General features: G+C 70.6%; 26 protein-coding genes, 1 tRNA gene and 1 pseudogene. 11 read left to right on the top strand and 17 right to left on the bottom strand.

All coding sequences use genetic code 11. From position 1 onward, the window contains the following. Positions 1-84 precede the first annotated feature (84 nt). Entirely contained in the window at positions 85-549 is a 465-nt protein-coding gene (locus tag J1792_RS07125; protein WP_086565965.1) for a RidA family protein, read from the bottom strand. Continuing rightward, a complete protein-coding gene (gene sp36 / locus J1792_RS07120; protein ID WP_019992579.1) occupies positions 546-704 on the bottom strand; it encodes a Sp36 family protein in 159 nt (52 codons plus the stop codon). The genes J1792_RS07125 and sp36 overlap by 4 nt, the downstream gene beginning before the upstream one ends. A 71-nt stretch (positions 705-775) precedes the next feature. On the opposite strand from sp36, the gene bagA reads away from it, so the two are divergent. Further along, positions 776-1789, top strand: a complete 1014-nt coding sequence (gene bagA, locus J1792_RS07115) for an ATPase BagA (protein ID WP_207246847.1) — start codon at positions 776-778, stop codon at positions 1787-1789. Then, entirely contained in the window at positions 1786-3237 is a 1452-nt protein-coding gene (gene bagB, locus J1792_RS07110) for an ATPase BagB (RefSeq protein WP_207246846.1), read from the top strand. The genes bagA and bagB overlap by 4 nt, the downstream gene beginning before the upstream one ends. A 129-nt stretch (positions 3238-3366) precedes the next feature. Here bagB and J1792_RS07105 read toward each other — a convergent pair whose 3' ends face one another. After that, the gene (locus J1792_RS07105; protein ID WP_179198708.1) at positions 3367-3702 is read right to left on the bottom strand and encodes a WhiB family transcriptional regulator; all 336 of its coding nucleotides are present in this window, start codon (positions 3700-3702) and stop codon (positions 3367-3369) included. Between the two features lie 385 nt (positions 3703-4087). Between J1792_RS07105 and J1792_RS07100 the strand changes: the two genes are divergently transcribed. Further along, positions 4088-6355: a transglycosylase domain-containing protein gene (locus J1792_RS07100; protein WP_207246845.1), complete on the top strand. Its 2268-nt coding sequence runs from the start codon at positions 4088-4090 to the stop codon at positions 6353-6355. Positions 6356-6527: 172 nt separating this feature from the next. Here J1792_RS07100 and J1792_RS07095 read toward each other — a convergent pair whose 3' ends face one another. Then, positions 6528-6992: a GatB/YqeY domain-containing protein gene (locus tag J1792_RS07095; protein WP_086565970.1), complete on the bottom strand. Its 465-nt coding sequence runs from the start codon at positions 6990-6992 to the stop codon at positions 6528-6530. 142 nt (positions 6993-7134) lie between these two features. Between J1792_RS07095 and J1792_RS07090 the strand changes: the two genes are divergently transcribed. The 6 genes from J1792_RS07090 (at position 7135) to J1792_RS35010 (ending at position 11475) form a co-directional block, all read left to right on the top strand. Beyond that, positions 7135-8061, top strand: coding sequence for a metallophosphoesterase (locus tag J1792_RS07090; RefSeq protein ID WP_086565971.1), 927 nt, complete (start codon positions 7135-7137; stop codon positions 8059-8061). A gap of 46 nt (positions 8062-8107) precedes the next feature. Continuing rightward, positions 8108-8902: a Pr6Pr family membrane protein gene (locus J1792_RS07085; protein WP_086565972.1), complete on the top strand. Its 795-nt coding sequence runs from the start codon at positions 8108-8110 to the stop codon at positions 8900-8902. 47 nt (positions 8903-8949) lie between these two features. Next, positions 8950-9023: transfer RNA gene (locus J1792_RS07080), tRNA-Pro, on the top strand. A 295-nt stretch (positions 9024-9318) separates the two neighbouring features. Then, entirely contained in the window at positions 9319-10284 is a 966-nt protein-coding gene (locus J1792_RS07075; RefSeq protein WP_207246844.1) for a DMT family transporter, read from the top strand. Positions 10285-10390: 106 nt separating this feature from the next. Next, positions 10391-11353 carry an amino acid kinase family protein gene (locus J1792_RS07070; protein WP_307842915.1) on the top strand — a complete coding sequence of 321 codons (963 nt, stop codon included), beginning with the start codon at positions 10391-10393 and terminating at the stop codon, positions 11351-11353. Continuing rightward, a complete protein-coding gene (locus tag J1792_RS35010) occupies positions 11350-11475 on the top strand; it encodes a hypothetical protein (RefSeq protein ID WP_278186205.1) in 126 nt (41 codons plus the stop codon). Before J1792_RS07070 ends, J1792_RS35010 begins: the two co-directional genes overlap by 4 nt. A 20-nt stretch (positions 11476-11495) precedes the next feature. Here the strand turns inward: J1792_RS35010 and J1792_RS07065 are convergent, their stop codons facing one another. After that, positions 11496-12404 (bottom strand): LysR family transcriptional regulator, encoded by a 909-nt coding sequence (locus J1792_RS07065; RefSeq protein ID WP_207246843.1) that lies wholly within the window; start codon positions 12402-12404, stop codon positions 11496-11498. A 184-nt stretch (positions 12405-12588) separates the two neighbouring features. On the opposite strand from J1792_RS07065, the gene J1792_RS07060 reads away from it, so the two are divergent. After that, entirely contained in the window at positions 12589-14460 is a 1872-nt protein-coding gene (locus tag J1792_RS07060; protein WP_372446073.1) for a S9 family peptidase, read from the top strand. On the opposite strand, the gene J1792_RS07055 is transcribed toward J1792_RS07060, so the two are convergent. The 9 genes and pseudogenes from J1792_RS07055 to J1792_RS07015 form a co-directional block, all read right to left on the bottom strand. Continuing rightward, positions 14375-15226 (bottom strand): SURF1 family protein, encoded by an 852-nt coding sequence (locus J1792_RS07055; protein WP_086567264.1) that lies wholly within the window; start codon positions 15224-15226, stop codon positions 14375-14377. The genes J1792_RS07060 and J1792_RS07055 overlap by 86 nt on opposite strands. Positions 15227-15513: 287 nt before the next feature. Then, entirely contained in the window at positions 15514-16620 is a 1107-nt protein-coding gene (locus J1792_RS07050; RefSeq protein WP_207246841.1) for a hypothetical protein, read from the bottom strand. Continuing rightward, positions 16617-17215 (bottom strand): annotated as a pseudogene (locus J1792_RS07045) (SigE family RNA polymerase sigma factor). Before J1792_RS07045 ends, J1792_RS07050 begins: the two are co-directional and overlap by 4 nt. 413 nt (positions 17216-17628) lie before the next feature. Then, positions 17629-18750 carry an aspartate-semialdehyde dehydrogenase gene (locus J1792_RS07040; protein WP_207247101.1) on the bottom strand — a complete coding sequence of 374 codons (1122 nt, stop codon included), beginning with the start codon at positions 18748-18750 and terminating at the stop codon, positions 17629-17631. A 14-nt stretch (positions 18751-18764) separates the two neighbouring features. Then, positions 18765-20033, bottom strand: coding sequence for an aspartate kinase (locus tag J1792_RS07035; protein WP_086574972.1), 1269 nt, complete (start codon positions 20031-20033; stop codon positions 18765-18767). 111 nt (positions 20034-20144) lie between these two features. Then, positions 20145-20693, bottom strand: coding sequence for a Uma2 family endonuclease (locus tag J1792_RS07030; protein WP_207247100.1), 549 nt, complete (start codon positions 20691-20693; stop codon positions 20145-20147). Between the two features lie 14 nt (positions 20694-20707). Further along, complete coding sequence (locus J1792_RS07025; RefSeq protein ID WP_143587881.1) at positions 20708-21682, bottom strand: hypothetical protein; 975 nt, start codon at positions 21680-21682, stop codon at positions 20708-20710. Positions 21683-21857: 175 nt separating this feature from the next. Continuing rightward, positions 21858-22160 (bottom strand): DUF397 domain-containing protein, encoded by a 303-nt coding sequence (locus J1792_RS07020; RefSeq protein ID WP_207246840.1) that lies wholly within the window; start codon positions 22158-22160, stop codon positions 21858-21860. Continuing rightward, positions 22157-22978, bottom strand: a complete 822-nt coding sequence (locus J1792_RS07015) for a helix-turn-helix domain-containing protein (RefSeq protein WP_207246839.1) — start codon at positions 22976-22978, stop codon at positions 22157-22159. The genes J1792_RS07020 and J1792_RS07015 overlap by 4 nt, the downstream gene beginning before the upstream one ends. 181 nt (positions 22979-23159) lie before the next feature. On the opposite strand from J1792_RS07015, the gene J1792_RS07010 reads away from it, so the two are divergent. Further along, positions 23160-23339, top strand: a complete 180-nt coding sequence (locus J1792_RS07010; protein WP_086572952.1) for a hypothetical protein — start codon at positions 23160-23162, stop codon at positions 23337-23339. A gap of 62 nt (positions 23340-23401) precedes the next feature. Here J1792_RS07010 and J1792_RS07005 read toward each other — a convergent pair whose 3' ends face one another. From J1792_RS07005 to J1792_RS06995, 3 genes are read right to left on the bottom strand one after another with little or no spacing between them, the layout of a single operon-like run. Continuing rightward, positions 23402-24070, bottom strand: a complete 669-nt coding sequence (locus tag J1792_RS07005; protein ID WP_086572951.1) for a DUF5063 domain-containing protein — start codon at positions 24068-24070, stop codon at positions 23402-23404. Further along, a complete protein-coding gene (gene recR / locus J1792_RS07000) occupies positions 24063-24662 on the bottom strand; it encodes a recombination mediator RecR (protein ID WP_086572949.1) in 600 nt (199 codons plus the stop codon). The genes J1792_RS07005 and recR overlap by 8 nt, the downstream gene beginning before the upstream one ends. 54 nt (positions 24663-24716) lie before the next feature. After that, on the bottom strand, positions 24717-25055 hold the full coding sequence (locus tag J1792_RS06995) for a YbaB/EbfC family nucleoid-associated protein (protein ID WP_086572948.1): 339 nt from the start codon (positions 25053-25055) through the stop codon (positions 24717-24719). Positions 25056-25151: the final 96 nt, after the last annotated feature.

The following is a 25151-nucleotide window of genomic DNA, read 5'->3' as shown; positions in this document are numbered from 1 at the left end:
GCGGATGTTCGAGAGCACCGGGCCGCGACCGCTCGCCCCGGGCCGCCTCCGGACGACGTCCGGGCGGCCCCGGGGCAGGGGCGGTCAGTCCCGCACTTCCACCATGATCTCGACCTCGACGGGAGCGTCCAGCGGCAGGACCGCCACGCCCACGGCCGAGCGGGCGTGCACGCCCTTGTCGCCCAGCACCTCGCCCAGCAGCTCGCTGGCGCCGTTGAGGACGCCCGGCTGGCCGGTGAAGTCCGGGGCGGAGGCGACGAAGCCCACGACCTTCACGACCCGCTCGATGCGGTCCAGGTCACCGATGACGGACTTCACGGCGGCCAGGGCGTTGAGCGCGCAGATCCGGGCCAGTTCCTTGGCCGTCTCCGGGCTGACCTCGGCGCCGACCTTGCCGGTCTCCGAGATGGAGCCCTTGACCATGGGGAGCTGGCCCGCGGTGTACACGTACGAACCGCTCCGCACGGCCGGCTGGTAGGCGGCCAGCGGCGGCACGACCTCGGGCAGCGTCAGCCCGAGCCCGGCGAGCTTGGTCTCGACGGCACTCACGGCTTTTCCCGCTTGAGGTAGGCCACCAGCTGCTCGGGGTTGTTCGGCCCCGGGACGACCTGGACGAGCTCCCAGCCGTCCTCGCCCCAGGTGTCCAGAATCTGCTTGGTCGCGTGCACCAGAAGCGGCACGGTCGCGTATTCCCACTTGGTCATGGCCTGACTGTAATGCCTTCCACCGACAGCCTCGTGCGTAGGCCGCGCGGGGACTGGTTAGGCTCCAAATCATGAGCAGGCTCCATGTCGTCAGCGGCAAGGGCGGTACCGGCAAGACCACGGTCGCCGCGGCCCTAGCGCTTGCCCTCGCCGCCGAGGGCAAACGCGCTCTGCTGGTCGAGGTCGAAGGCCGGCAGGGCATCGCGCAGCTCTTCGAGACCGAGGCGCTGCCCTACGAGGAACGGAAGATCGCCGTCGCTCCAGGAGGCGGCGAGGTGTACGCGCTCGCCATCGACGCCGAACGGGCGCTCCTGGACTACCTCCAGATGTTCTACAAGCTCGGCAGTGCCGGGCGGGCGCTGAAGAAGCTGGGCGCCATCGACTTCGCCACCACCATCGCGCCCGGCCTGCGGGACGTCCTGCTGACCGGCAAGGCGTGCGAGGCGGTGCGCAGGAAGGACCGCACAGGTCGCTTCACCTACGACTACGTCGTCATGGACGCGCCCCCCACCGGGCGCCTCACCCGCTTCCTCAACGTCAACGACGAAGTGGCCGGGCTCGCCAGGATCGGACCGATCCACAATCAGGCGCAGGCCGTCATGCGGGTGCTCAAGTCGCCGGAGACGGCGGTGCACTTCGTGACGCTGCTGGAGGAGATGCCGGTCCAGGAGACGGCGGACGGCATCGCCGAGCTGCGCGCCGCCGGGCTTCCCGTCGGCGGGGTCGTCATCAACATGGTGCGGCCCGAGATACTCGGTGAGGCGGCCGTCGAAGCCGCCGCGAACGGCCGGCGCGCGGATGTCGTGCACGCCCTGGCACACGCCCTGGAGCGCACCACCCCGGGCGGCGCACGGCGCACGGGCCTCGCGGAGCAGCTCGTCGATCCCCTGCTGGAGCAGGCGCTCGAGCACACCGAGCGGCTCGCGCTCGAGCACCAGGGGCGCGCCGAGGTGGCCCGCTTCGGCCTGCCCACGTACGAACTGCGGCTGCTCGGCGACGGCGTGGACCTCGCGGGGCTCTACCGCATGGCCCGCGAACTGCGGAAGCAGTTCACCGAGCGATCAGAGCAAGGAGTGTCCGCGTGACCCTCGATCAGGCTGTGGAACCGCTCGACATAGACCCGATCCTCGACAATCCCCGCACCCGCATCGTGGTGTGCTGCGGCTCCGGCGGCGTCGGCAAGACCACGACCGCGGCCGCCCTGGGCGTACGGGCCGCGGAGCGCGGCCGGAAGGTCGTCGTCCTGACCATCGACCCGGCGCGCCGCCTGGCGCAGTCGATGGGCATCGACGAGCTCGACAACGTACCCCGCCGGGTGCCCGGCATCGACGGCTCCGCCGGTGGCGAGCTGCACGCCATGATGCTCGACATGAAGCGGACCTTCGACGAGATCGTCGAGGCGCACGCCGACAAGGAGCGCGCCCGGGCGATCCTGGAGAACCCCTTCTACCAGTCCCTGTCGGCCGGCTTCGCCGGCACGCAGGAGTACATGGCCATGGAGAAGCTCGGCCAGCTCCGCGCCCGCGACGAGTGGGACCTGATCGTCGTGGACACCCCGCCGAGCCGCTCCGCGCTGGACTTCCTGGACGCCCCGGTCCGGCTGGGCTCCTTCCTGGACGGAAAGTTCATCAAGGTGCTGATGGCACCGGCGAAGATCGGCGGACGGGCCGGGATGAAGTTCCTGGGCGTCGGCATGTCCGTGATGAGCGGGCCGTTGAACAAACTGATGGGGGCCCAGCTCCTGCGCGACGTACAGACCTTCGTCGCCGCGATGGACACCATGTTCGGCGGCTTCCGTACCCGCGCCGACGCCACCTACCGCCTGCTGCAGGCGCCGGGTACGGCCTTCCTGGTCGTCGCCGCGCCCGAGCGGGACGCCCTGCGGGAGGCCACCTACTTCGTGGAGCGGCTGGCGGCGGAACGGATGCCCCTGGCCGGGCTCGTACTGAACCGGGTGCACGGCAGCGGGGCGGCCCGGCTCACGGCGGAGCGGGCGCTGGCGGCCGCAGAGGCGCTGACGAGCGGAACATCCGAATACACAGAAAATCTTGACGGCTCCGGCATTGTGGATCGTGGCAGCGGGCAGGCTGGCTCACGTACCGCTGACGACCCTGGCATCGTCACTCCCACGGACACGTCCTCTCCCGAGAGCGGCTTCCCCCAGCCCGCGTCCTCGGGAGCGACGACCTCGGACGCCACAGCGGAATCGGCGGAGACCTCCGCACGGCTCGCCGCCGGGCTGCTGCGGCTGCACGCCGAGCGCATGCGTGTGCTCGCGCGCGAGCAGCGCACGCGCGATCGCTTCACCGCCCTGCACCCCGAGGTCCCGGTGGCGGAAGTGGCCGCACTGCCCGGCGATGTGCACGACCTGGCCGGGCTGCGGGCGATCGGCGTCCGCCTCGCCGTACAGGCGGACGACCTCGCCGAAGAAACACACGGCCCCACGGAAGGGCACGACGGTACGGAAGGGCACGGCCGCACGGAAGAAGCCGACGCGACGAACCCGGAACCGAGGATGTCTCCGTCGGCATGACCCACGACGGCGGACCCGACGACTCCGGGGCGTGGCAGGGGAACTGACGGCGCGCCGATCACCGGCCGGTGCGTCCACGGCGTCCACGCGGCGCGCGGACGGCCGTCAGCGGGCCCTGGGGGCCCGTGGCTAGCCCACCGCGGCGTACTCGTCGTACTCCGGCTCGCCGAGCGGCAGGATGCCCGCACCGCGCTCGTACTCCGTCCGCGCGGTCTCCAGGAGCCTGCGCCAGGACATGACCGTCGGCCTGCGCCGCAGGAGCGCCCGGCGCTCACGCTCCGTCATGCCGCCCCACACGCCGAACTCGACGCGGTTGTCGAGAGCGTCCGCGAGGCACTCGGTGCGCACCGGGCAGCCGGTGCAGACCGCTTTGGCCCTGTTCTGTGCTGCGCCCTGAACGAAAAGTTCGTCCGGATCGGTCGTGCGGCAGGCGGCCTGCGCACTCCAGTCGGTTACCCAGCCCATGCTGGCGCCGTCCTCTCCCGAATCGAGGCTCCCCCACGGCGGCAGCGGCATATTCACCGTTGCCAGTTGAGGACGTTACGGAAGGCGGACAGGGGGCAACACCCCCTTCGGGCCCAATCTTGAATGGCCCGAACGGACTATGCGTACGCGGCAGATCACCCAACGGAGTGAGCGGACGACATCACGGACCAACCCCGTCAAAGTGGGGCGTTTCGCCCGAGCCGCGGTGGGCAGGCGATGACACAGTCGGCAATACGGACACACCTCATCACCCACAAGAGTGAGGTCAGAGGTGATGCGGGAGAGCATCGCAGTGACTGGCGTGAAACAGCGTAGGCGAACACACCTGCGTCTGTCCGCCGAATGAGAACGTAGGCTTCGCCTCATGGCTACGAAGCGCTCCGGCAGGGGTCCCACGGCGACCCAGCAGGCCGCGAAATTCCTTGGCGTCAGCGTGCTCTCGGGAGTAGTGCTGGCGGGTCTCGCCCTGCCGGGCATCGGTGCGTTCGGCCTGGTGGCCAAGGGGACGGTGGAAGGATTCGACGAGATCCCCGCCAACCTCAAGACGCCGCCGCTCAGCCAGCGCACCACCATCCTCGACTCGGAGGGCGGCGAGATAGCCAAGGTCTACTCCCGCGACCGCACCGTGGTGCCGCTGAACGAGATCTCGCCGTACATCCGGAAGGCGATCGTCGCGATCGAGGACTCGCGCTTCTACGAGCACGGCGCCGTCGATCTCAAGGGCGTGCTCCGCGCGGTCAACAAGAACGCCCAGTCCGGCGGCGTCTCGGAAGGCGCCTCCACCCTCACCCAGCAGTACGTCAAGAACGTCTTCGTCGAGGAGGCCGGCGACGACCCCGACAAGGTCGCCGTGGCCACGCAGCAGACCATCGGCCGCAAGGTCAAGGAGCTGAAGTTCGCGATCCAGGTCGAGAAGGAGCTCGGCAAGGAGCGCATCCTCAACAACTATCTGAACATCACCTTCTTCGGGCAGCAGGCCTACGGCGTCGAGGCCGCCTCCCAGCGCTACTTCAGCAAGCACGCGAAGGACCTCACCCTCGGTGAGTCCGCGCTGCTGGCCGGCATCGTCCAGTCGCCCAGCCGCTACAACCCCGTGCTGGCCCCCAAGGAGGCCACCAAGCGGCGCAACACCGTGCTGGCGCGCATGGCGGAGCTGAAGAACATCACGCCCGCCGAGGCCGCCGCCGAGCAGGCCAAGCCGATCAAGCTGAACGTCAGCCGGCCCAAGAGCGGCTGCATCACCGCCGTCGACGGCGCGGGCTTCTTCTGCGACTACGTGCGCGAGACCTTCCTCAACGACCCGGTCTTCGGCAAGACCAAGGAGGCCCGCGCCAAGCGGTGGAACGAGGGCGGCATGACCATCCGCACCACCCTCGACCCGCAGACGCAGAAGTCCGTCCAGAAGTCGATCACCGATCACGTCTACCAGGACGACAAGGTGGCCACCGCCATCTCGATCGTCCAGCCCGGCAGCGGCAAGGTGCTCGGCATGGGCCAGTCGCGCCCGTACGGCTTCGGCCAGTACCAGACGCAGATCAACCTCTCCGCCGACAAGGCGATGGGCGGCTCCACCTACGGCTTCCAGGTCGGCTCGACGTTCAAGCCGATCGTCGCCGCGGCCGCCCTCGAGGAGGGCGTGTCGCCGTACAAGACGTACTCCTCCCCGTTCCGGATGCCGTATCCGGAGGAGGTCGAGACGTGCGGCAAGCCGTGGAAGAACAGCATCGGCGAGACGGTCAACAACGAGAACCGCAGCGAGGTCGGCCCCTACGGCATGAAGGAGGCCATCGCGAAGTCGGTCAACACCTACTTCGTCCAGATGGTCGGTGACATCGGCCTCTGCCCGGTGGTCAAGATGGCGGAGAAGATGGGCGTGAAGCCCGCCGCCGGCGGCAAGCTCGACCAGCTGCCCGCCCTGACTCTCGGCGGTTCGGACGGCATGTCCCCGCTCACCATGGCCGCCGCCTACGCGACGTTCGCCAACCGGGGCACCTACTGCACCCCCGTCCTCGTCGAGTCGGCCACCGGCCCCGACGGCAAGAAGCTGCGCGTCCCCAAGACCAAGTGCTCGCGGGCGATGTCCGAGCAGACCGCCGACACCGTCAACACCCTGCTGCAGGGCGTCGTCGAGGACGGTACGGGCAAGGAGGCCGGCCTCAGCGGCCGCGACAGCGCGGGCAAGACCGGTACGACCGACGAGCGGCGGGCGGCCTGGTTCGTCGGCTACACCCCGAACCTGGCCGGCGCGGTCTGGGTCGGCGGCCCCGGCGACAAGGTCGAGATGGAGGGCATCACCATCGGCGGCGTCTACCACGACAAGGTCTACGGCGCCGACACCCCCGGTCCCATCTGGCGCGACGCCATGAACGGCGCCCTGGACGGCCGGGACGCCCCGTCCTTCGACACCATCCCGATCGCGGGCGCCGACAAGAGCTCCGACAAGGGCTCCGGCAACAAGCCCGACAACGGACGCGGCCAGCGCAAGCCCGGCACCGCCAAGCCCGGCGGTGGCAAGCCGGGAACGAACAAGCCCGGCAACGCCAAGCCCGGCAACAAGCCGGCCGACGTCCCCGCCCCGCTGCTGCCCAACGGGATCTCCATCCCCGGCATCACCGGCGCAAGCGAGCAGTAGGGGTAGCCAGCCGGAGAGGCTCACGGCCTCCCGCAGGCGGCCGAAGCAACGAAGACGAAGGGGCGCCCGGACCACGACGGTCCGGGCGCCCCTTTCGCGTACGCGCGCGTGCGCGTGGCTTTCCGTACATACAGTGCCGTTGCGTACGGCGCCGGGCGTACGGTGCCCGCGGTCAGCCCGCGAGCAGGCGCTTCACCGCGGCGGCCACGCGGCCGCCCTCGGCCCGGCCCGACACCTTCGGGTTCACGATCTTCATGACCGCTCCCATGGCCTTCGGCCCCTCGGCACCGCCGGCCCGGGCCTCGGCCACCGCCTCGGAGACGATGGCGTCGAGCTCCTCGTCCGACAGCTGCTTCGGCAGGTACTCGGCGAGCACCTCGCCCTCGGCCCGCTCGCGCTCCGCGGAGTCGGCCCGGCCGCCCTTGTCGAACGCCTCCGCGGCCTCGCGGCGCTTCTTGGCCTCGCGGGTGATGACCTTGAGCACCTCGTCGTCCGAGAGCTCACGAGCGGCCTTGCCCGCCGTCTCCTCGTAACCGATGGCGGAGAGAGTGAGGCGAAGGGTGGAGGAGCGCAGTTCGTCGCGCGCCTTGATGGCGGTCGTGAGGTCGTCCTTGAGCTTGGACTTCAGCGTGGTCATGCCGCAATCTTCGCATCCCGGCCCGGCGCGCGCCCCGTATTAACCGCCGGGCGCCCGGTGCGGGCGCCCGGTGCGGACGTAACTCCCGCCCCCGCCCCGGCCCGTGACGGCGCACCCCGGCCGGTCTGCGACGATGGGCGACATGCGTGCGCGATACGGAGTACCCCTGGGAATCACCGCCGTCGGCGCGGCGGGCCTCGCCTATGCCGCCGGCTTCGAAGTCCGTTCCTTCCGGCTGCGGCGGGTCACCGTCCCCGTGCTGCCGCCCGGCATGCGGCCGTTGCGGGTGCTCCAGGTCTCCGACATCCACATGGTCGGCGGGCAGCGCAAGAAGCAGCGCTGGCTGCAGTCGCTGGCCGGGCTCCGCCCGGACTTCGTCATCAACACCGGCGACAACCTCTCCGACCCCGAGGGAGTGCCCGAGACGCTGGACGCGCTCGGCCCCCTGATGCGCTTCCCCGGCGCGTACGTCTTCGGCTCCAACGACTACTACGGGCCCAAGCTGCGCAACCCCGCCCGCTACCTGATCGAGAAGGCCACCAAGCGGCACGGCCTCAACGGCAACAAGCCCGTCGTCGGCGCGATCCACAACCCGTGGGAGGAGCTGCGCGACGGCTTCGACGCCGCGGGCTGGGTCAACCTCACCAACGCGCGCGGCTCGCTCAAGATCGACGGGATCGAGATCGCCCTCACCGGCCTCGACGACCCGCACATCAAGCGCGACCGCTACGCCCACGTCACCGGCGGCCCCCGCCCGGACGCCGACTTCTCGCTCGCCGTCGTGCACGCCCCCTACCTGCGGGTCCTGGACGCCTTCACCGCCGACCGCTACCCGCTGATCCTCGCCGGGCACACCCACGGCGGCCAGCTGTGCATCCCCTTCTACGGCGCGCTGGTCACCAACTGCGACATCGACACCGACCGGGTGAAGGGCCTGTCCACCCACCGCGCGGGCGGCCACCGGTCCTACCTCCACGTCTCCGCGGGCTGCGGCACCAACCGCTACACCCCCGTCCGCTTCGCCTGCCCCCCCGAGGCCACCCTCCTCACCCTCGTCGCCCGCGACTGACCTCCGGGCCTCCGGGCTCCCCAGGGCCCGCACGTACGGTGGGGGGATGACCGACCCGGCTTCCCCCACCACCACCCCGCGGCCCGACCTGCCCGAGGCGCCGGACGCCCCGGCGACGGCCCCGCCACCGGCGACGGCCCCGGCGCCCACGGCGGCCCCCACGGGCCGCCGTCCCTTCGCCGCGGCCTGGCGCGCGCTCGTGGCCCTGGCGGCGCTCACCGGCGTCGCCCTGGACACGATCGAATCCGACGACCTGGGCCGGCTCTTCGGCTACTTCACGGTCCAGTCCAACCTCCTGCTCGCGATCGCCTGCGCCTGGTCCGCCCACCGCGCCTGGACCGGCCGTCCGGCCCTCTCCCCGCGGATCACGGGCGGCGCGCTGCTCTACATCTCGATCACGGGCCTGGTGTTCCACTTCGTCCTGTCGAACGACTCCAGCGGCTTCGCCATGACCAGCGAGCGCACCCCCCTCGAGTCGGTCGCCAACCACCTCCTGCACACCGTGACCCCGCTCGCGGCCGCCCTCGACTGGCTCGTGCTCACCGCCCCGGGCGGCTTCCTCCTGCGCCACGCCGGGCAGTGGCTGGCCTATCCCTTCCTCTACCTCCCCTTCGCCCTGATCCGCGGCGCCCTCCTCGACCCGGGCACCGAGGGCCGCTACCCGTACCCGTTCCTGGACGTCGACCTCCACGGCTACGCCGGCATCCTCGGCAACGCCGTCGTCTTCGGCCTGGCCTTCTACACACTGGCCCTCGTCCTCGTCCTCCTCGACCGCGTACGCCCCCATCCGCACCGCTCCCGGAATCGGATTTCGCCTCCTGGCTCCGGTCCGCTAAAGTAGACCTCGTTGCGCCGGGGACCTGCGAAAATCAGGGAAACGACGCACATCGGGGTGTAGCGCAGCTTGGCAGCGCGCTTCGTTCGGGACGAAGAGGTCGTGGGTTCAAATCCCGCCACCCCGACTTCGTAGTACGCATCAGGGCCGGTCTCCTTCACGGGAGACCGGCCCTGATGCGTTGTGCGGGACGATCACCCTCCCGTCGCCGCCTCGTATCACCGCGACCCACGCCCATCGGCTGAGCCGATGGGCGCCATCGGCACAGCGCCCCAGTGGACCGTGGACGGGGATTTTCGCCCATCCGTAGATTTCCTGCTGTCGGACCTACCGATGGCGGGCCTGCACTACGCCTTCCTTCTGCACTGGCCGCTCACCCGCTCGCCTCTCTCCCCCCACCCCCGCACAGAAGGAGCTCTGTCATGTCCACATCACCCACGCCGTCTCAACAAGAGACGAAGGGAGCGATCGAGCTCACGCTCGCCATGGTGCTCTCCGGAACCATCGGCATCTTCGTCGTCGAGTCCGGCGCCTCGCCCTTCAACGTCGTCTTCTTCCGCTGCCTCTTCGGCGCCCTGGCCCTCGGCCTCTACTGCCTCGTCCGCGGCTTCTTCAAGAACCACGGCTTCACCCCCAAGAAGCTCGGCCTGGCCGCGCTGGGCGGCGTCTTCATCGTCTTCAACTGGGCATTCCTCTTCCAGTCCTACGAGACGACGTCCATCTCCGTGGCCACCGTCGTCTACCACACACAGCCCTTCTATGTGGTGCTGCTGGGCGCTCTGCTCTTCAAGGACCGCCTCACCGCCGACAAGCTGGGCTGGCTGGCCGTCGCCTTCGTCGGACTCGTGCTCGTGGCCGGGGTGTCCCTCTCCGACCTCCGCAGCGGCAGCGCCTACCTCACCGGCCTCGGCTACGCCCTGCTGGCCGCGCTCTTCTACGGCTTCTCCACCGTCATCACCAAGCGCGTGACCGGCGTGCGCCCCCACCTCGTGGCCCTGGTCCAGGTCCTCCTGGGCATCCCGCTCCTGCTGCCCTTCGCCGACTTCGGCGAGGCCTCGAACCTGGGCGGCGGCTGGGCGTGGCTGGCCGGCCTGGGCCTGATCCACACCTGCCTGATGTACGTCCTGATGTACTCCGCCTACCAGAAGCTGCCCACCCCGAAGATCGCCGTGCTGGCGTTCGTCTACCCGGTCGTGGCCATGGTGTGCGACTGGGCCGTCTACGGCCACCACGTCAGCCTTCTGCAGGCTCTGGGCATCCCGCTGATCGTCGCGGCCAGCCTGGGCAACAACCTCGGCTGGCGCATCCTGCCCCGCCGCTCCACCGCCCCGGCCCCCGCCGAGCTCCGCGTCCCCCGCCGGACCACCACCGCCGGAAACAACCGATGACTCTCGTCGACGGCGCCACCGTTCCCCGCATCGCCCTCGTCGGAGCCACCGGTGCCGCGATCAACGCCCTGCAGATCGCCGAGGCGCTCGTCGCACGGGGCACGCTGTGACCGCCCCGGCCGCCGTCCTGAAGTTCGGCGGGTCCAGCTTCCGTTCCCCCGAGTCGTACAACGAGCTGGCGGACGCCCTGGCCCGGCGCGTGGACGCCGAAGGCCCCCTGGTCGTGGTCGTCAGCGCGATGACCGGCGAGACGGAGGAGCTGCGGCGGCGACTGCACGAGGTGGACCCCTACCCGGCGGAGGCCACCACCGCGGGCCTGCTCACCATGGCCGACACCATCAGCGCCCACCTGCTGACGGCTGCCCTGTACCGCGCCGGCCGTCGGGCCACCGTCCTGGCCGGACACCAGCTGGGGATCGTCACCGACAGCACGTACGTATGGGCGCGGGTCAAGGAGAACGACCCGGGACCGGTGCTGCGGGCGCTCGCCGAGCACGACGTGGTCGTCCTACCCGGCGGCCAGGCAGTCGACGAGCACGGCCGCCCCACCTGGCTGGGCAAGAACAGCTCGGACCTGACGGCGCTGCTCGTCGCGGCGTCGACCGGCGCCGAACGCTGCGAGATCCACTCCGACGTCGACGGCATCCACAGCGCCGACCCCCACGTCGTCGAAGGCACCCGGCTGCTGCCGCGCGTCTCGTACGACACCGCGGCCACGCTGTCCCTGTACGGGGCGAAGGTGCCGCACCGCGGGGCGGTGCAGCTGGCCAAGAAGCACGGCATCGCCATCGTGTGCCGGCTCGACAAGGCGCCCTTCACGACCGGAACGGTGATCGACGGCGAGGGCGGCCCCGTGTCGGGCGTCATCGCCAACAAGCGGTCGGTCGTCCTCGACCACCGGACCGCCGCCGCGGCCGACCACGCCCACAGCGTCTACCACGCCGAGGGCATCGACTCCGTACGGCTGGAGAGCGGCCCGTACGTCGCCGTCATCGGCGGCTGCCCGAACCTCGATCAGCTGCACCGGCGGCACGACCTGCCGCCCGCCCGTCCGTCGGCATCCCGGTGACCGAACTGAGCGGCTCCAGCGTCACCACGCACATCGCCGAGGACGAGACCGCGGCGGAACACCTCGCGCAGAAGCTCCACGAGAACCTCCCCACCACCCTGGGACGGCTCCACTCGGCCTGACGCGATCAGCGCCAGCGGCGTCAGGCGGACACCATCTGCCGCTTCTCCTCGGCCATGGTCCGCATCGCCTCGTCGACGAACAGCCGCAGTTCACGCGAGAGGCGTTTGCCCTGCCGCCACGCCAGCTGCGTGTACACGGTGAACGGCACCTCCCACGGCAGGATCACCAGCTCGCCCGCGCGGACCGCGTCGGCCACCGTCATCTCCGGCAGCAGGCACACGCCCAGGCCGGCGGCGGCACCCCGCTTGATCGCCTCGATCGTGCCGAACTCCAGGAACCCGACCGGATTCCCGTCCCCCGTGCTCAGTTCGGCCTCGAACAGCTCCCGATACGCGCATCCCGCCTCCGTGGCCAGGACCTGCGCCTGCCGCAGCGCCTCGGTCGTCACCCGCTGCTCGGTGGCGAGCGGATACGACGGCGACGCGACGAGCACCAGCCGTTCCTGGGCCAGCACCACCGTCTCCAGCCCCTGGTGCCCGGTGGTCTGTTCCATGAGGAACCCCAGGTCGTACACCCCGTGCCGGAGTGCCTGGCAGGTCTCGGCGCACAGACTCGGGCGCAGGGACAACTGCACGCGCGGATAGCGATGGTGAAAGAGTTCGAGCAGGGGCGGCATGCGGTAGGAGGTGATGCTCTCCATGGTGCCGATCACCAGCGTGCCCGCCGGTTCGCGCAGCCCCGCCACGTCGGCGCGGGCCTCTTCGGCCAGGGCCAGGATCTGCTCCGCGTACGGCAGCAGCCGGACACCCGCGTCCGTGAGCTGGATCTTCCCCCCGAGCCGGTCGAAGAGCTGCGTCTGCAACGAGCTCTCGAGTGCTTTTATCTGGCCGGTCACGCTGGACTGCGCGTAGCTGAGCTCGGCAGCCGCTCTGGTGAAGCTCATGACGGCGGCGACTTTCTGAAAGGTCGCCAGGTGTCGCAACTCCACTCCCCACCCCCGTTGTCATAGTGACGACAAACGTCACAAATCAACCTGCGATCTTGATCACGCCCGGCCCGGTTGCCTGCCGGGCCCTCCCGCTCACCCTGAGGGGTGAGCGAGTTACGCACAACCGGCCAGTAATCCACAGCCCGCGGCTCCTCTCCCCACCGAGTCAGCCCCTCGGCGCAGAATGGGGGGCATGACTGAGAGCAACGGGGCCCTGCGGGGCGATGCGGGCGTGCCCGACTGGGAGAAGCGCTTCCGGGCGCCGCGGGTGGGGCTGCCGAAGTGGGCGAAGAACGCTCCCGACCGGTCGTTGTTCACCTCCAACGTGACGGGCACCTTCGAGCTGTACGCCTGGGACCGGACCACGGGCGAGCAGCGGCAGGTCACCGACCGGCCGAACGGCACGACCGGCGGAGCGCTCTCCCCGGACGGCGAGTGGATCTGGTGGTTCGCCGACACCGACGGCGACGAGTTCGGCACCTGGGTACGCCAGCCGTTCCACGGCGGGCCGGACGAACCCGCCACCCCGGGGCTCGAGCCCTCCTACCCCGACGGGCTGGCCCTCGGCCGCGACGGCACCGCCGTCGTCGGCCGCTCCACCGACAAGGGCGGCTCCACCGTCCACGTCGTACGCCCCGGCGGCGAACCGGTCGAGGTCTACCGCCACCAGCAATCGGCCGGCGTCGGCGCCTTCTCCCACGACGGCTCGCTGATCGCCATCGAGCACACCGAGCACGGCGACGCCATGCACTCCGCGATCCGGGTCGTCCGCACGGACGGCACCACCATCGGGGAGCTCGACGACACCCACGGCGGCACGCAGGAGCTGGGCCTGGCCGTCATGGGCTTCGCGCCCGTCGACGGCGACCCCCGGCTGCTCGTCGGCCACCAACGGCACGGCCGCTGGGAGCCGATGCTGTGGAATCCGGTCACGGGCGAGGAAACGCCGCTGACCGTCGACCTGCCCGGCGACCTGGACGCCGACTGGTTCCCCGACGGCGGCGCACTGCTGATCGACCACAGCTACCGGGCGCGCAGCGAACTGTGGCGGTACGAACTGGCCGACGGCACGCTGACCCGCCTCGACACCCCGCAGGGCACCGTCTCCGGAGCACTGCCCCGGCCGGACGGCACCGTGGAGTTCCTGTGGTCCTCGGCCGCCAAACCCCCGGTGGTGCGCTCCACCACGGGCCACGTCGTCCTGACCGCCCCGACGGCACCCGCCGCGCCCCACGCCATAGCCCAGGCGCCCGACTCGGTGCCGGTCACCGACGCCTGGGTCGAAGGACCGGGCGGCACCATCCACGCGCTGGTGCAGAAGCCCGCGGGCGAAGGACCGTTCCCCACGGTCTTCGACATCCACGGCGGCCCGACCTGGCACGACAGCGACACCTTCGCCGCCGGACCGGCGGCATGGGTCGACCACGGCTTCGCCGTCATACGCGTCAACTACCGCGGCTCCACGGGATACGGGCGCGCCTGGACCGACGCGCTCAAGCACCGCGTCGGGCTCATCGAGCTGGAGGACATCGGCGCGGTGCGCGAGTGGGCCGTGGCCTCCGGGCTCGCCGACCCCGAGCGCCTGGTGCTGGCCGGCGGCTCCTGGGGCGGCTACCTGACCCTGCTGGGCCTGGGCACCCAGCCCGACGCCTGGGCGGTGGGCCTGGCCGCGGTGCCGGTCGCGGACTACGTGACGGCCTACCACGACGAGATGGAGGCACTGAAGGCCCTGGACCGCACACTGCTGGGCGGCACCCCCGAGGAGGTCCCGGACCGCTACGCCGCCTCGTCACCCCTGACGTACGTCGACGAGGTCCGCGCCCCGGTGTACATCTCCGCCGGCCTGAACGACCCGCGCTGCCCGATACGCCAGGTCGAGAACTACGTGGAGCGGCTGGAGGGGCGCGGCCACCCCCACGAGGTGTACCGCTACGACGCGGGGCACGGCTCGCTGGTGGTGGAGGAGCGGATCAAGCAGCTTCGGCAGGAGATCGCTTTTGCCGAGCGTCATCTGGGCCCCCGGAACCGTCAGGGCTCCCGGGCTCCTCGGGGGTGATGCCGAGCGCGAGATCGCGGGCCGCCTCGGCCTCACGGCGGAACAGCCGGAACCACATGAACAGGACGAAGCCGGCGAAGACGAACCACTCACCGGTGTAGCCGAGGTTCTGGAAGGCCTTGAGGTCGAGGCCGCTGTTCGGGGCGGCGGCCGGAGGCACCGCGGTCAGGGGGCCCGACGCCTTGGACACGGTGATCCACGCGTCGTACACCTCATACGGCACGAGGTTGACCAGCGAGGCGGCGCTGATCACGCCGAGCTGGCCGTCGGGCACCCCGCCGGAGGTCCGTACGCCCTTGGACGACGGGCTCTCCGAGGCCTGCAGGGCGCCGGTCACGGTGACCTCACCGGACGGCGGCGCTGGGACCTTGGCGGTGTCGGTCCGGGAGCGGGCGTCGCCCGGCAGCCAGCCGCGGACGACGGGCAGCGCCTTGCCGCCGTCGGTACGCAGCAGGCTCAGGACGTAGAAGCCCTCGCGGCCGTCGAGGTCACGGTCGGGTACGAGCAGTTGGTGCCCGGCGTCGTAGCGGCCGGCGGCGGTGGCCTGGCGACCCGAGGTCTCGGTGCTCACCGGCAGCAGGTCCCGCAGGGGGGCGGCGTCCGCCGTCCGGGCCTGGTCGGCCTGGGTCTGCTGATCGCGATGCGAGTCGACGCGCGTCTCGAAACGGCCGAGCTGCCAGCTGCCCATGAACAGGCACACAGGGATGGCCAGCACGGCGAAAACGTTGATCCCCCACCACCGGGGAGTCAGCAGGAACCGATACACACCACCACGGTACGGGCACGACGCCGGACACCGTCCCCGGGGCGGGCAGGGGGCGGGGCGGGGTGAGGTCGGCCGAGTGCGCGCGGGGGCGGGGCGGGAGGGGAGGGTGGGGCGGGGGCGGGGGAGGCCCCCTGGATCACCGGGTCATCTGGTCGCCGGATCGCCGGACCGCCGGGGCGTCTACGCCGCCGGGGTCGTGGCGAGGGCCCGTGCGGTAGACGGTGCCGGCGCACGCTTCGGGGATGGTGGCGTCGGCGGCCTTGGGTTCGCCCGCGTCGGGGTGTGGCTCAGGGTGACGCTCGCCGGGGTGCCTGGGTGGCGGCGGCGTTGGCGCTGTCCCGCGTCTGCTGGTTCTCCAGCACGGCGGGGTGGCCGGTGCCGGGGGCCGTGGACGGCGTGGGCGGCGCGCTGGGGGTGGGGCGGCTGGGGCGGGCGCAGCCGCTGGAGCCTCCGTCGGCGGCCGGGATCCAGGCGAACTGGATCTCGTAGGCCTGGCCGGGCTTGAGGATCACCTGGCTGGGTTCGGTGGCGGCGTCGGGCAGGCCGACGGCCGCGTCGCCCGGCGTGTGGTCCACCACGGAGACGCGCGAGCTCTCGGCGCCGCCCTGCGCGTGCACGGCGACCTCGCCGGCGGCGGTCACGGCGCAGACCGTTCCCGAGACGTTGACGACGCGGAAGGCGCCGTAGACCCGGCCGTCCTTGTCGGCGGTGCCGACGGTGCCGGTGCCCTTGCCGAGCTGGTTGCGGTCGCAGGTGGGCGAGGACGCGGCCAGGGTGGGTGCGGTGGCGGTCGGCGTGCTGCCGGTGGTGCCCGCGGGGCCGGCGGTGCTGCCGTCCTTCTTGTCCCGCTCGGCCTTCTCCTTCTTGTCGTCCTTGTGCTCGTCCGGGCCGGAGGTGCTTCCCTGCCGGTCGCCGTCCTTGCCGGTGGTGCCGCGCGTGCCGCTCGCGTAGTCGTCGTGGGAGCGCTGGCGGCTGCTGGCGGCGTTGGTGGACCGCTCGTCGGCGGTGCCGCCGGTCGTCGCGACGTGGATGAGGACGGGCAGGGCCGTGGCGCCGAGGATCACCGCGGCCGCGGCGCCCACGACGGCCTGCCGCTTGCGGGTACGCCGGGCCGGCACGGCGCGCCGGAGGTGCTCCAGCGCGTCCGGGGAGGGTTCGAGGTCGCCGACCGCGCCCTGCAGCAGCCGTCGGAGCGCCTGCTCGTCGACGCCGGCGCCGCTGCCGGTGCCGATGCCGGCGGCCGCGCCCGTGTCCGTACCGCCGCCGCTGCCGTCGTCCAGGCCGTCGGCGTCGTCGCCCGGCAGCCGGTGCCCGAAGCCGCGCCCGTAATCGGCTCCGGCACCGGCTCCGTAGTCGCGTTCCTGGTCGCCGTGATCGTGGTGCTGGTGGCTCATACCGGCGCCTCCATGGCGACCCGGAGCGCCGCGATCCCGCGGGAGCCGTAGGCCTTCACCGAGCCCAGCGAGAGGCCCAGGGTCTCGGCGACCTGGGCCTCGGTCATGTCGGCGAAGTAGCGGAGGACGAGGACCTCACGCTGGCGGCGCTGCAGTCCACGCATCGCTTTGATCAATTGGTCGCGCTCCAGCTGTTCGTACGCACCCTCCTCCGCGCTCGCCATGTCGGGCATCGGCTTGGAGAGCAGCTTCAGACCGAGAATGCGGCGGCGGAGCGCGGAACGGGACAGATTGACCACAGTCTGCCGCAGATAGGCGAGGGTCTTCTCCGGCTCGCGGACGCGGCCGCGTGCGGAGTGCACGCGGATGAAGGCTTCCTGGACGACGTCCTCGCAGGAGGCGGTGTCGTCGAGAAGCAGGGCGGCGAGGCCGAGCAGCGACCGGTAGTGGGCCCGGTAGGTCTCGGTGAGGTGGTCGACGGTGGTGCCCGCTGCCATCGCCTCGTCAGCGTCCCCGGGCCGCGAGGACGCCTGGGCGGGGAGCTGGGGCGGTATCTGCGTGGGGCGGGGGCCGACCAGGGGGCTATCACCGGCATACCGCCCGTTGAGCCGGCACGCGGGCGTGCCGGGGCGCTGCCGCGCCTCGGGACGGTTGCGATGCTGATGACCTCTGCCACGCCTGTTGGACACGCTTCCCCCCGTCAGGGTTGTACGCGCGAGGCATGACGTCCGGCGCGACGTCGGACGCGGTGTCCGGCGACCGGTCTGCCGACACGCCTCCTGACCATGCGTCACATGCCCTCATGCGTACCAACTCTTCCTCACATGCGCCTTTTTGGTACCGCCGCGAGAGGCGGCAACAAAGACGCTCCCCGCCTCAGCTGCGGTTGCAGTGGGCGGGGAGCGAATCGTCGAACAGTTCGTCTGCCCAGTTCAAGAGGTCCGCACCAGTAAGTTGATCACACGCGGCACGCCGATGATCACAGGACCTTCACACATTCCCCCAGTATTACGGAGCGGTCAGCTCCGCCGCCACGGATTCCGCGATCTGAGCCGTGTTGAGGGCGGCGCCCTTGCGCAGGTTGTCGCCGCAGACGAAGAGGTCGAGCGCCCTGGGGTCGTCCAGCGAGCGCCGTACGCGCCCCACCCACGTCGGGTCCGTGCCCACCGCGTCGGCGGGCGTGGGGAACTCCCCGTCCGCCGGGCTGTCGCACAGCACCACTCCCGGCGCGTTCGCCAGGATCTCGTGGGCCCGTTCGACGGTCACCTCGTTCTCGAAGCGCGCGTGCACGCTCAGCGAGTGCGTCGTGATGACGGGTACGCGCACGCAGGTCGCGCTCACCCGCAGGTCCGGCAGCCCCAGGATCTTGCGTGCCTCGGCGCGGACCTTCAGCTCCTCCGAGGACCAGCCGTCCGCCATCAGCGACCCGGCCCACGGCACCACGTTCAGCGCCACCGGCGCGGGGAAGGGCCCCATCGCGTCGCCGACCGCCCGCCGTACGTCGCCGGGCTGGGTGCCCAGCTCGGTGCCCGCCACGGCGGTCAGCTGCGCGCGCAGCGCGTCCACGCCGGCCTTGCCCGCGCCGGAGACCGCCTGGTACGAGGCGACGACGAGCTCGCTCAGCCCGAACTCGGCGTGCAGCGCGCCCACCGCGACGATCATCGACAGCGTGGTGCAGTTCGGGTTCGCGACGATGCCGCGCGGACGTACCCGCGCCGCGTGGGCGTTCACCTCGGGCACCACCAGCGGAACGTCCGGGTCCATCCGGAACGCCGCCGAATTGTCCACGACCACCGCGCCCTTGGCCGCCGCGATCGGCGCCCAGCGCGCGGAGATGTCGTCCGGTACGTCGAACATCGCGACGTCGACGCCCTCGAGCGCCTCTTCGCCCAGCGCGACGACCTCGGTCTCCTCGCCCCGGACGGTCAGCTTCCGCCCCGCGGAGCGCGCGGACGCGACGAGGCGGATCTCGCCCCAGACGTCCGCACGCTGGGAGAGGATCTCCAGCAGGACCGTGCCCACCGCGCCGGTCGCACCGACGACGGCGAGCGTGGGCCTGGCACTACGGGCCGAGGCCCTGCGCGCCTCGGCGGCACGGGCGTCGTCCGCGGTCGTACGTCCGACGCCCATACCGCCGACGGCCGTCATCGGCCGGTGCCTCCGTAGACGACGGCCTCGCTGTCGCTGTCCAGGCCGAACGCCGTGTGGACGGCCCGCACGGCCTCGTTCACGTCGTCGGCGCGCGTGACGACCGAGATACGGATCTCGGAGGTCGAGATCAGCTCGATGTTCACGCCGGCGTTGGACAGGGCCTCGAAGAACGTCGCCGTGACACCGGGGTTGGTCTTCATGCCGGCGCCGACCAGCGAGATCTTGGCGATCTGGTCGTCGTAGCGCAGCGAGTCGAAGCCCACGCGGGCCTTCGTCTTCTCCAGCGCCTCGATCGCCTTGCGGCCCTCGGTCTTCGGCAGCGTGAAGGAGATGTCCGTCAGGCCCGTGGAGGCCGCCGAGACGTTCTGCACGATCATGTCGATGTTGATCTCGGCGTCGGAGATCGCCCGGAAGATCGTCGCGGCCTCGCCCGGCTTGTCCGGCACCCCGACGACCGTGACCTTCGCCTCGGAGGTGTCGTGCGCGACGCCCGAGATGATCGCCTGCTCCATCGGCTGGTCCCCTTGCGGTTCGTTGCTGACCCAGGTGCCGCGCAGCCCGGAGAAGGACGAGCGGACGTGGATCGGGATGTTGTAACGACGTGCGTACTCGACGCAGCGGTGCAGCAGCACCTTCGAGCCGGACGCGGCCAGCTCGAGCATGTCCTCGAACGAGATCCACTCGATCTTGCGGGCCTTCTTCACGACCCGCGGGTCGGCGGTGAAGACGCCGTCGACATCGGTGTAGATCTCGCACACCTCGGCTTCCAGCGCGGCCGCGAGAGCGACGGCGGTGGTGTCGCTGCCGCCCCGGCCCAGGGTGGTGATGTCCTTCTTGTCCTGGGACACGCCCTGGAAGCCGGCCACGATCGCGATGTTGCCCGCGTCCACGGACTGCTGGATGCGGCCCGGCGTGACGTCGATGATGCGCGCTTTGTTGTGGACCGAGTCGGTGATGACTCCGGCCTGGCTGCCCGTGAACGACTGCGCCTCGTGACCGAGGTTTTTGATCGCCATCGCCAGCAGGGCCATGGAGATCCGCTCTCCGGCGGTCAGCAGCATGTCGAACTCACGCCCGGCAGGAATCGGGGAAACCTGCGCGGCGAGATCGATCAACTCGTCCGTCGTGTCGCCCATCGCGGAAACCACGACGACCACCTGGTGGCCGTTCTTCTTGGCTTCCACGACTCGCTTGGCGACCCGCTTGATGCCTTCGGCATCGGCAACGGAGGAGCCTCCGTACTTCTGCACGACAAGGCCCACGTGCGCTCCTCGCAGCTATACGTAATGCGTAATGCGGTCGGGTCCGAGTCTAACGAGCGGCCGGAACCGGCCACGCCGGTATCACATGGTGAGATTTCCGGCCGTAGGCCGTCAGTCGGCGAATTTCTTCAGCTCCTCGGTCTCCAGCACGATGCCGACGGGGGCGGGGATCTCGACGCGGGCACGGAAGGGGCGCGTGGTGATGCTGCGGTACTCGCCGTCCTCCGGTTCCTCGTGGACGGTGACGGCACGACGCCCCCGGTCGACAAGGAGATAGAGCGGGATGCCCGCAGCCGCGTACACATCGGGCTTCTCCACCCGGTCGCGGTAGTCCGTGTCCGGATCGTTGGAGGTGATCTCGACCGTCATCAGTACGCCGCTGGGGTCCGACCACTCCCCATGGCCGACGAAATGCTCCTCAGGCGCGAAGGCGCCGTCCGGTCGCGCCCGCCCCGTACGGCGGGCCCCCACTTGCAGCCCGCGCCCGGGGTAGAGCGCGAAGCCCGGCCGCTGCCGCATGCACTGCTCCATCAGCCACACGACGATCTCACCGTGGTTGCCGTCCGGCGTCGGCTTGACCTCGAGCTTGCCGTTGATGAACTCGAGCCATACGCTCTCCGGCTCCTTGTGGGCGAGTTCCTCGAAGTCCTCTACGGGCATCTGGGGCCGGGCGGTCACGTACGACCCCTACGGGCCTGGCGGGCGGCGACCCGGAGGCCGTCCACGTGGCGCCGGACCTCGTCGGGCGGCAGAGCGTTCCATTCCTCGCTCCGGTCCCCCCAGGGGTCCTCGGGGAGGAACGTGTCCGTCACGTCCGGGACCCTCGCGCACGTCGCGCACGAGTAATCGCCCAGCACCGTGTTGAGGTCCACCCCGCCGCAGTCTCCGCACGGCGAGAAACTCGGGGTGGGGGGCCGACGTGAAACGGAGCGGTCGTCGTACGCCGCGATCAAGCGCGTGGGAATCGGGGGCATCTTTTTCTCCAGTCGTGTGCGAATGAACCCGGCCGGGCTGAAGATCACCGCCGGCAGCCCGGCCGTCACCGATGCCGTCATCTGTTCGACCGTCGTGTCACGTGCCAGCCACTGCTCGACGAGCGGCTCGAGCTCCGCGCACTCGGCGGCGGAGAGCGTCAGCCGGGGGTCGGCGTGGCGGAGCGCGACCAGCGCCCCGTACGCGCGGGAGCGGCGCGGCGCGGGGGCCGCACGGACGGGACCGGGTACGGGCTCGGGCTCCGGCTCGGGGGCGCCCTCCGTGGGCACCTCGCCGCGCTCGAACCGCTTCCACCACTCCCCCGAGCGCGCGGTCCGGGAGAAGAACGTCCGCGTCACCCGGCGCACCCCGGCCTTCGTCACCTTGGACACGTGGCGGATGAACACGTGACCGGCCTCGCGCAGGTACCGCAGCGCTGAGCCGCACGCCTGCTGGCCGTAGTCCGGTAGCACCTTGGCCAGCGTCTTCGCGTCCATCGCCGCCCCTTCGGGCAGCCGGTCGAGGAACGCGGCGATGGCCGCCTCGCGCTTGGGCAGATGTGCGAAGTCGTCACCGGTGGGCGGGGCCTGGTCCGGGGCGTTGCGCTTGCCGAAGCCGGGATTGGCCATGGGGTGTGCGGGGGCGGGCAGGGCAGCACTAGGGTTGGCAGTAGCCACGGATCGACTGCTTTCGATCTCGGAGGTCAGACCCCGGTTCGGTGTTCCAGCACCGGCCGGGGTTGTTTGTTGCTCGCACGCTAGGGCGTCCGTACGCCGCGTCGCAACCCGATCACCCAAAGTCATCCCGCTTGTGGTAAAGGCGACTTGGGGGTGGGTGGGTGGGAGATAGCCCCTACCCACCATTCCTTGAAAGCAGGGCTCGGGTCTCGGAGCTCGGGGCGAACCTCAGAAATGCCGCCCAGGCGGCGGGGTTTACGTCGAGTCTCGGAGCTCGGGGGTCGAGCTTCGAGTCACGTATGTGGACGGTGCCGGGGCAGGCGGCAACTTCGACGCACGCGTCGCCTTCATCGCTGCTGTAGCTGGACTTCCGCCAGGAGAAGGCGACTTCAACACAGGCGCCGCCATCCCCACTGCTGTAGCTGGACTTGAACCATTCCAGCCCTTCGTAACTACCTATCGCCCACTCGCGGTTCATAGCTCCCCTAGCGTCTTCTCCAGCAGACTCACCGTGTCTTCCGGGGTGAGGGCCTGCGACCGCAGGATGGCATAGCGCATGTTCAGCTCGGAGACGCCCTTCGGATCGGAGGTCAGCACGCTGGCCTTCTGGCCTTCGAAGTAGACCAACCGCTGCTGCTCCTGGGTCTCCAGCACATACATGGGCCCAGACAGCCCCGCATGCGTCTCGCGCTGCGTAGGCATCACCTGAATGTCCACGTTGCGCCGCTCCGCCAGCTTGAGCAGAGCACGCAATTGGCCACGCATCACTTCCTTGCCACCGATCCATCGCTCGAGCGTGACCTGCTCGATCACCGCGTTGATCACCGCGTGCGGCGTGCGACACAGAAGCTGTTGGCGCTCTGCACGAGCAACCACGCCCTCCTCGACTTCGTCGTCATCGAGGATCGGGCGATTACTGCGGAATACCGCCCGCGCGTACTCCTCGGTCTGGAACAACCCAGGAATCACGTGGTTCTCGTAGATGCCGAGCGACGCGCACTCCGCCTCGTACCGCGCGAACTCCTCAAACCAGTCCGGGAACTTGCTCTGCACAATGTGCTCGGACGCATCCCGCAACAGCCCACCCGCGTTGCACAACAACTCGGCGGCGTCGATGAGTGGGAGCTGCGGCTTCCGCCGCCCCTGCTCCACCGACTTCACCAGCTCCACCGAGTACCCGGCCTCCTGGGCCAGCTCCTCCCGGCTCACCCCCGCCCGCTTGCGCCAGCCCATCAGCTGACTGCCGAACATCCGCATGGTCGCCGACCGGGTCTCCGCTTGCCTGTCGCCCGACATGTTTCTCCCCTCCCGGCCTTCCCCGCCGGCCGCGCCTTACACGCAGGCTAGACACGATCACGCACCGTGTTCGCCGTAAAGCACGAATCACCCCTCAATCCGGGCGTGTGCGTCCGCACGCCGTCGCGCGTTTTGCGCCGGACGCCAACACTGGAAGGAGGGTCGGCCCTGGGAGGCAGCGATGATCTTCGATCACAAAGCCGAGGTGGACATGCGGCTGTACTCGGAGAAGAAGGCCGCGGAACTGGCGCAGAAGCGTCGCGAGGAGGCCGAAGAGGCCCGGTCCCGGGCCGATGGCGAGGCCGCCGAGGCAACGGAAGCCGAAGCGGACGCCGAGGCCGGCAGCGGCGAAACGCGGTAATTCGCCTGGCGGGCCGCAGGGGCTCAGGGCCCCAGAGCCCCTGCGGCCTCAAAACCTCCTGCTCAGGACTCCAGGGGAGCCCGGGTCCGCAGCCCCAGCGGGCCGCCGATCTCGGCCTGCATGACGCGTCCGGCCTCCTCGGCCAGCTGCTCGTCGGCCACCGCGTCCGTGTCGAGCCCGTCGAGCTCGTCCAGCGGCTGGTCGAGCCGTACGTGCGCGACGAGGGACTGCAGGGCGCGCAGGCAGCCCGAGGCGGTGGGGCCCCAGTTGGAGAGGTAGGAGAACTGCCACCACCACAGGGCCTCGCTCACGCGGCCGTCGCGGTAGTGGGCCATGCCGTGCCGCAGGTCGGTGATGATGTCGGCGAGGTCGTCGGAGATGCGCGACGCGACGGGCGCGCTGCGGGGCACGTAGGGGTCGAAGACCTCGGAGTAGACGTCCACCGGGTCGAGCATGGCCGCGAACCGCTCGCGCAGTTCGTCGACGTCCGGCTCGGGGCCGACGTCCGGCTCGTAGCGCTCGTCGGGGAGGAAGTCCTCGTGCGCGCCCAGCCTGCCGCCGGTGAGGAGGAGCTGCGAGACCTCCAGCAGCAGGAAGGGAACCGCGCTGTCGGGCTCGTCGCCGCGTGACACCTCGGCGACGGCCACGATGAAGCTCTCGATCGAGTCGGCGACCGAAACGACGAAGTCGTCGGGATCGCGCTTGGAGTCGTGCAGCGTTGCGTCAGACATCGAGCAGTCTTCTCCCTTCGAAGGCACGCCCGAGCGTGACCTCGTCGGCATATTCAAGATCCCCACCCACGGGCAGACCACTGGCCAGCCGTGTGACCTTCATCCCCATGGGCTTCACCATGCGCGCGAGGTACGTGGCCGTGGCCTCGCCCTCGAGGTTGGGGTCGGTGGCCAGGATCAGCTCGGTGACCGTGCCGTCCGCGAGCCGCGCGAGCAGCTCGCGGATGCGCAGGTCGTCCGGGCCGACGCCTTCGATGGGGCTGATCGCCCCACCGAGTACGTGGTAGCGGCCGCGGAACTCCCGCGTCCGCTCGATCGCGACGACGTCCTTGGACTCCTCGACGACGCAGATGACGGCGGGGTCGCGGCGCGGGTCCTGGCAGACCCGGCACCGCTCCTCCTGCGCCACGTTGCCGCACACCGCGCAGAAGCGGACCTTCGCCTTGACCTCGGTCAGCGCGTGCGCGAGCCGGCGGACGTCGGCCGGCTCCGCCTGGAGGATGTGGAAGGCGATCCGCTGGGCGCTCTTGGGACCGACACCGGGCAGCCTGCCCAGCTCGTCGATCAGGTCCTGGACCACGCCTTCATACACGGATCAGGTTCTCCTTCTGCGATTTTCCGTACGAACCTACGTACGGGTGTGGGGTCAGAACGGCAGGCCGGGGATGCCGCCGCCGAGGCCCTGGGCGAGCGGGCCGAGCTTCTGCTCCTGCATCTGCTGGGCGCTCGCGGTGGCGTCGCGCACGGCGGCGAGGACGAGGTCCGCGAGGGTCTCGGTGTCCTCGGGGTCCACGGCCTTGGGGTCGATGACCAGGCCCTGGAGCTCGCCGGCACCGGTGACGGTGGCCTTCACCAGGCCGCCGCCGGCCGATCCCTCGACGAGCGTGTTCGCCAGCTGCTCCTGGGCCGCGGCGAGATCCTGCTGCATCTTCTGGGCCTGCTTGAGCAGCTGCTGCATGTTGGGCTGGCCACCACCGGGGATCACGGGTTCGCTCCTGGCTGTAGACGACTGAATGCTTCGGTAGCCCGAGCCTACGTGCTCACCGCGCCGCGCGCCCTACGCCGTGGGAAGGAGACGGGA

The sequence above is a fragment of the Streptomyces triculaminicus genome, assembly GCF_017349075.1.
Taxonomy (GTDB): Bacteria; Actinomycetota; Actinomycetes; order Streptomycetales; family Streptomycetaceae; genus Streptomyces; species Streptomyces triculaminicus.
Note: the sequence above shows the minus strand (reverse complement) of the source record. Positions and strands in the feature narration are given on the sequence as shown.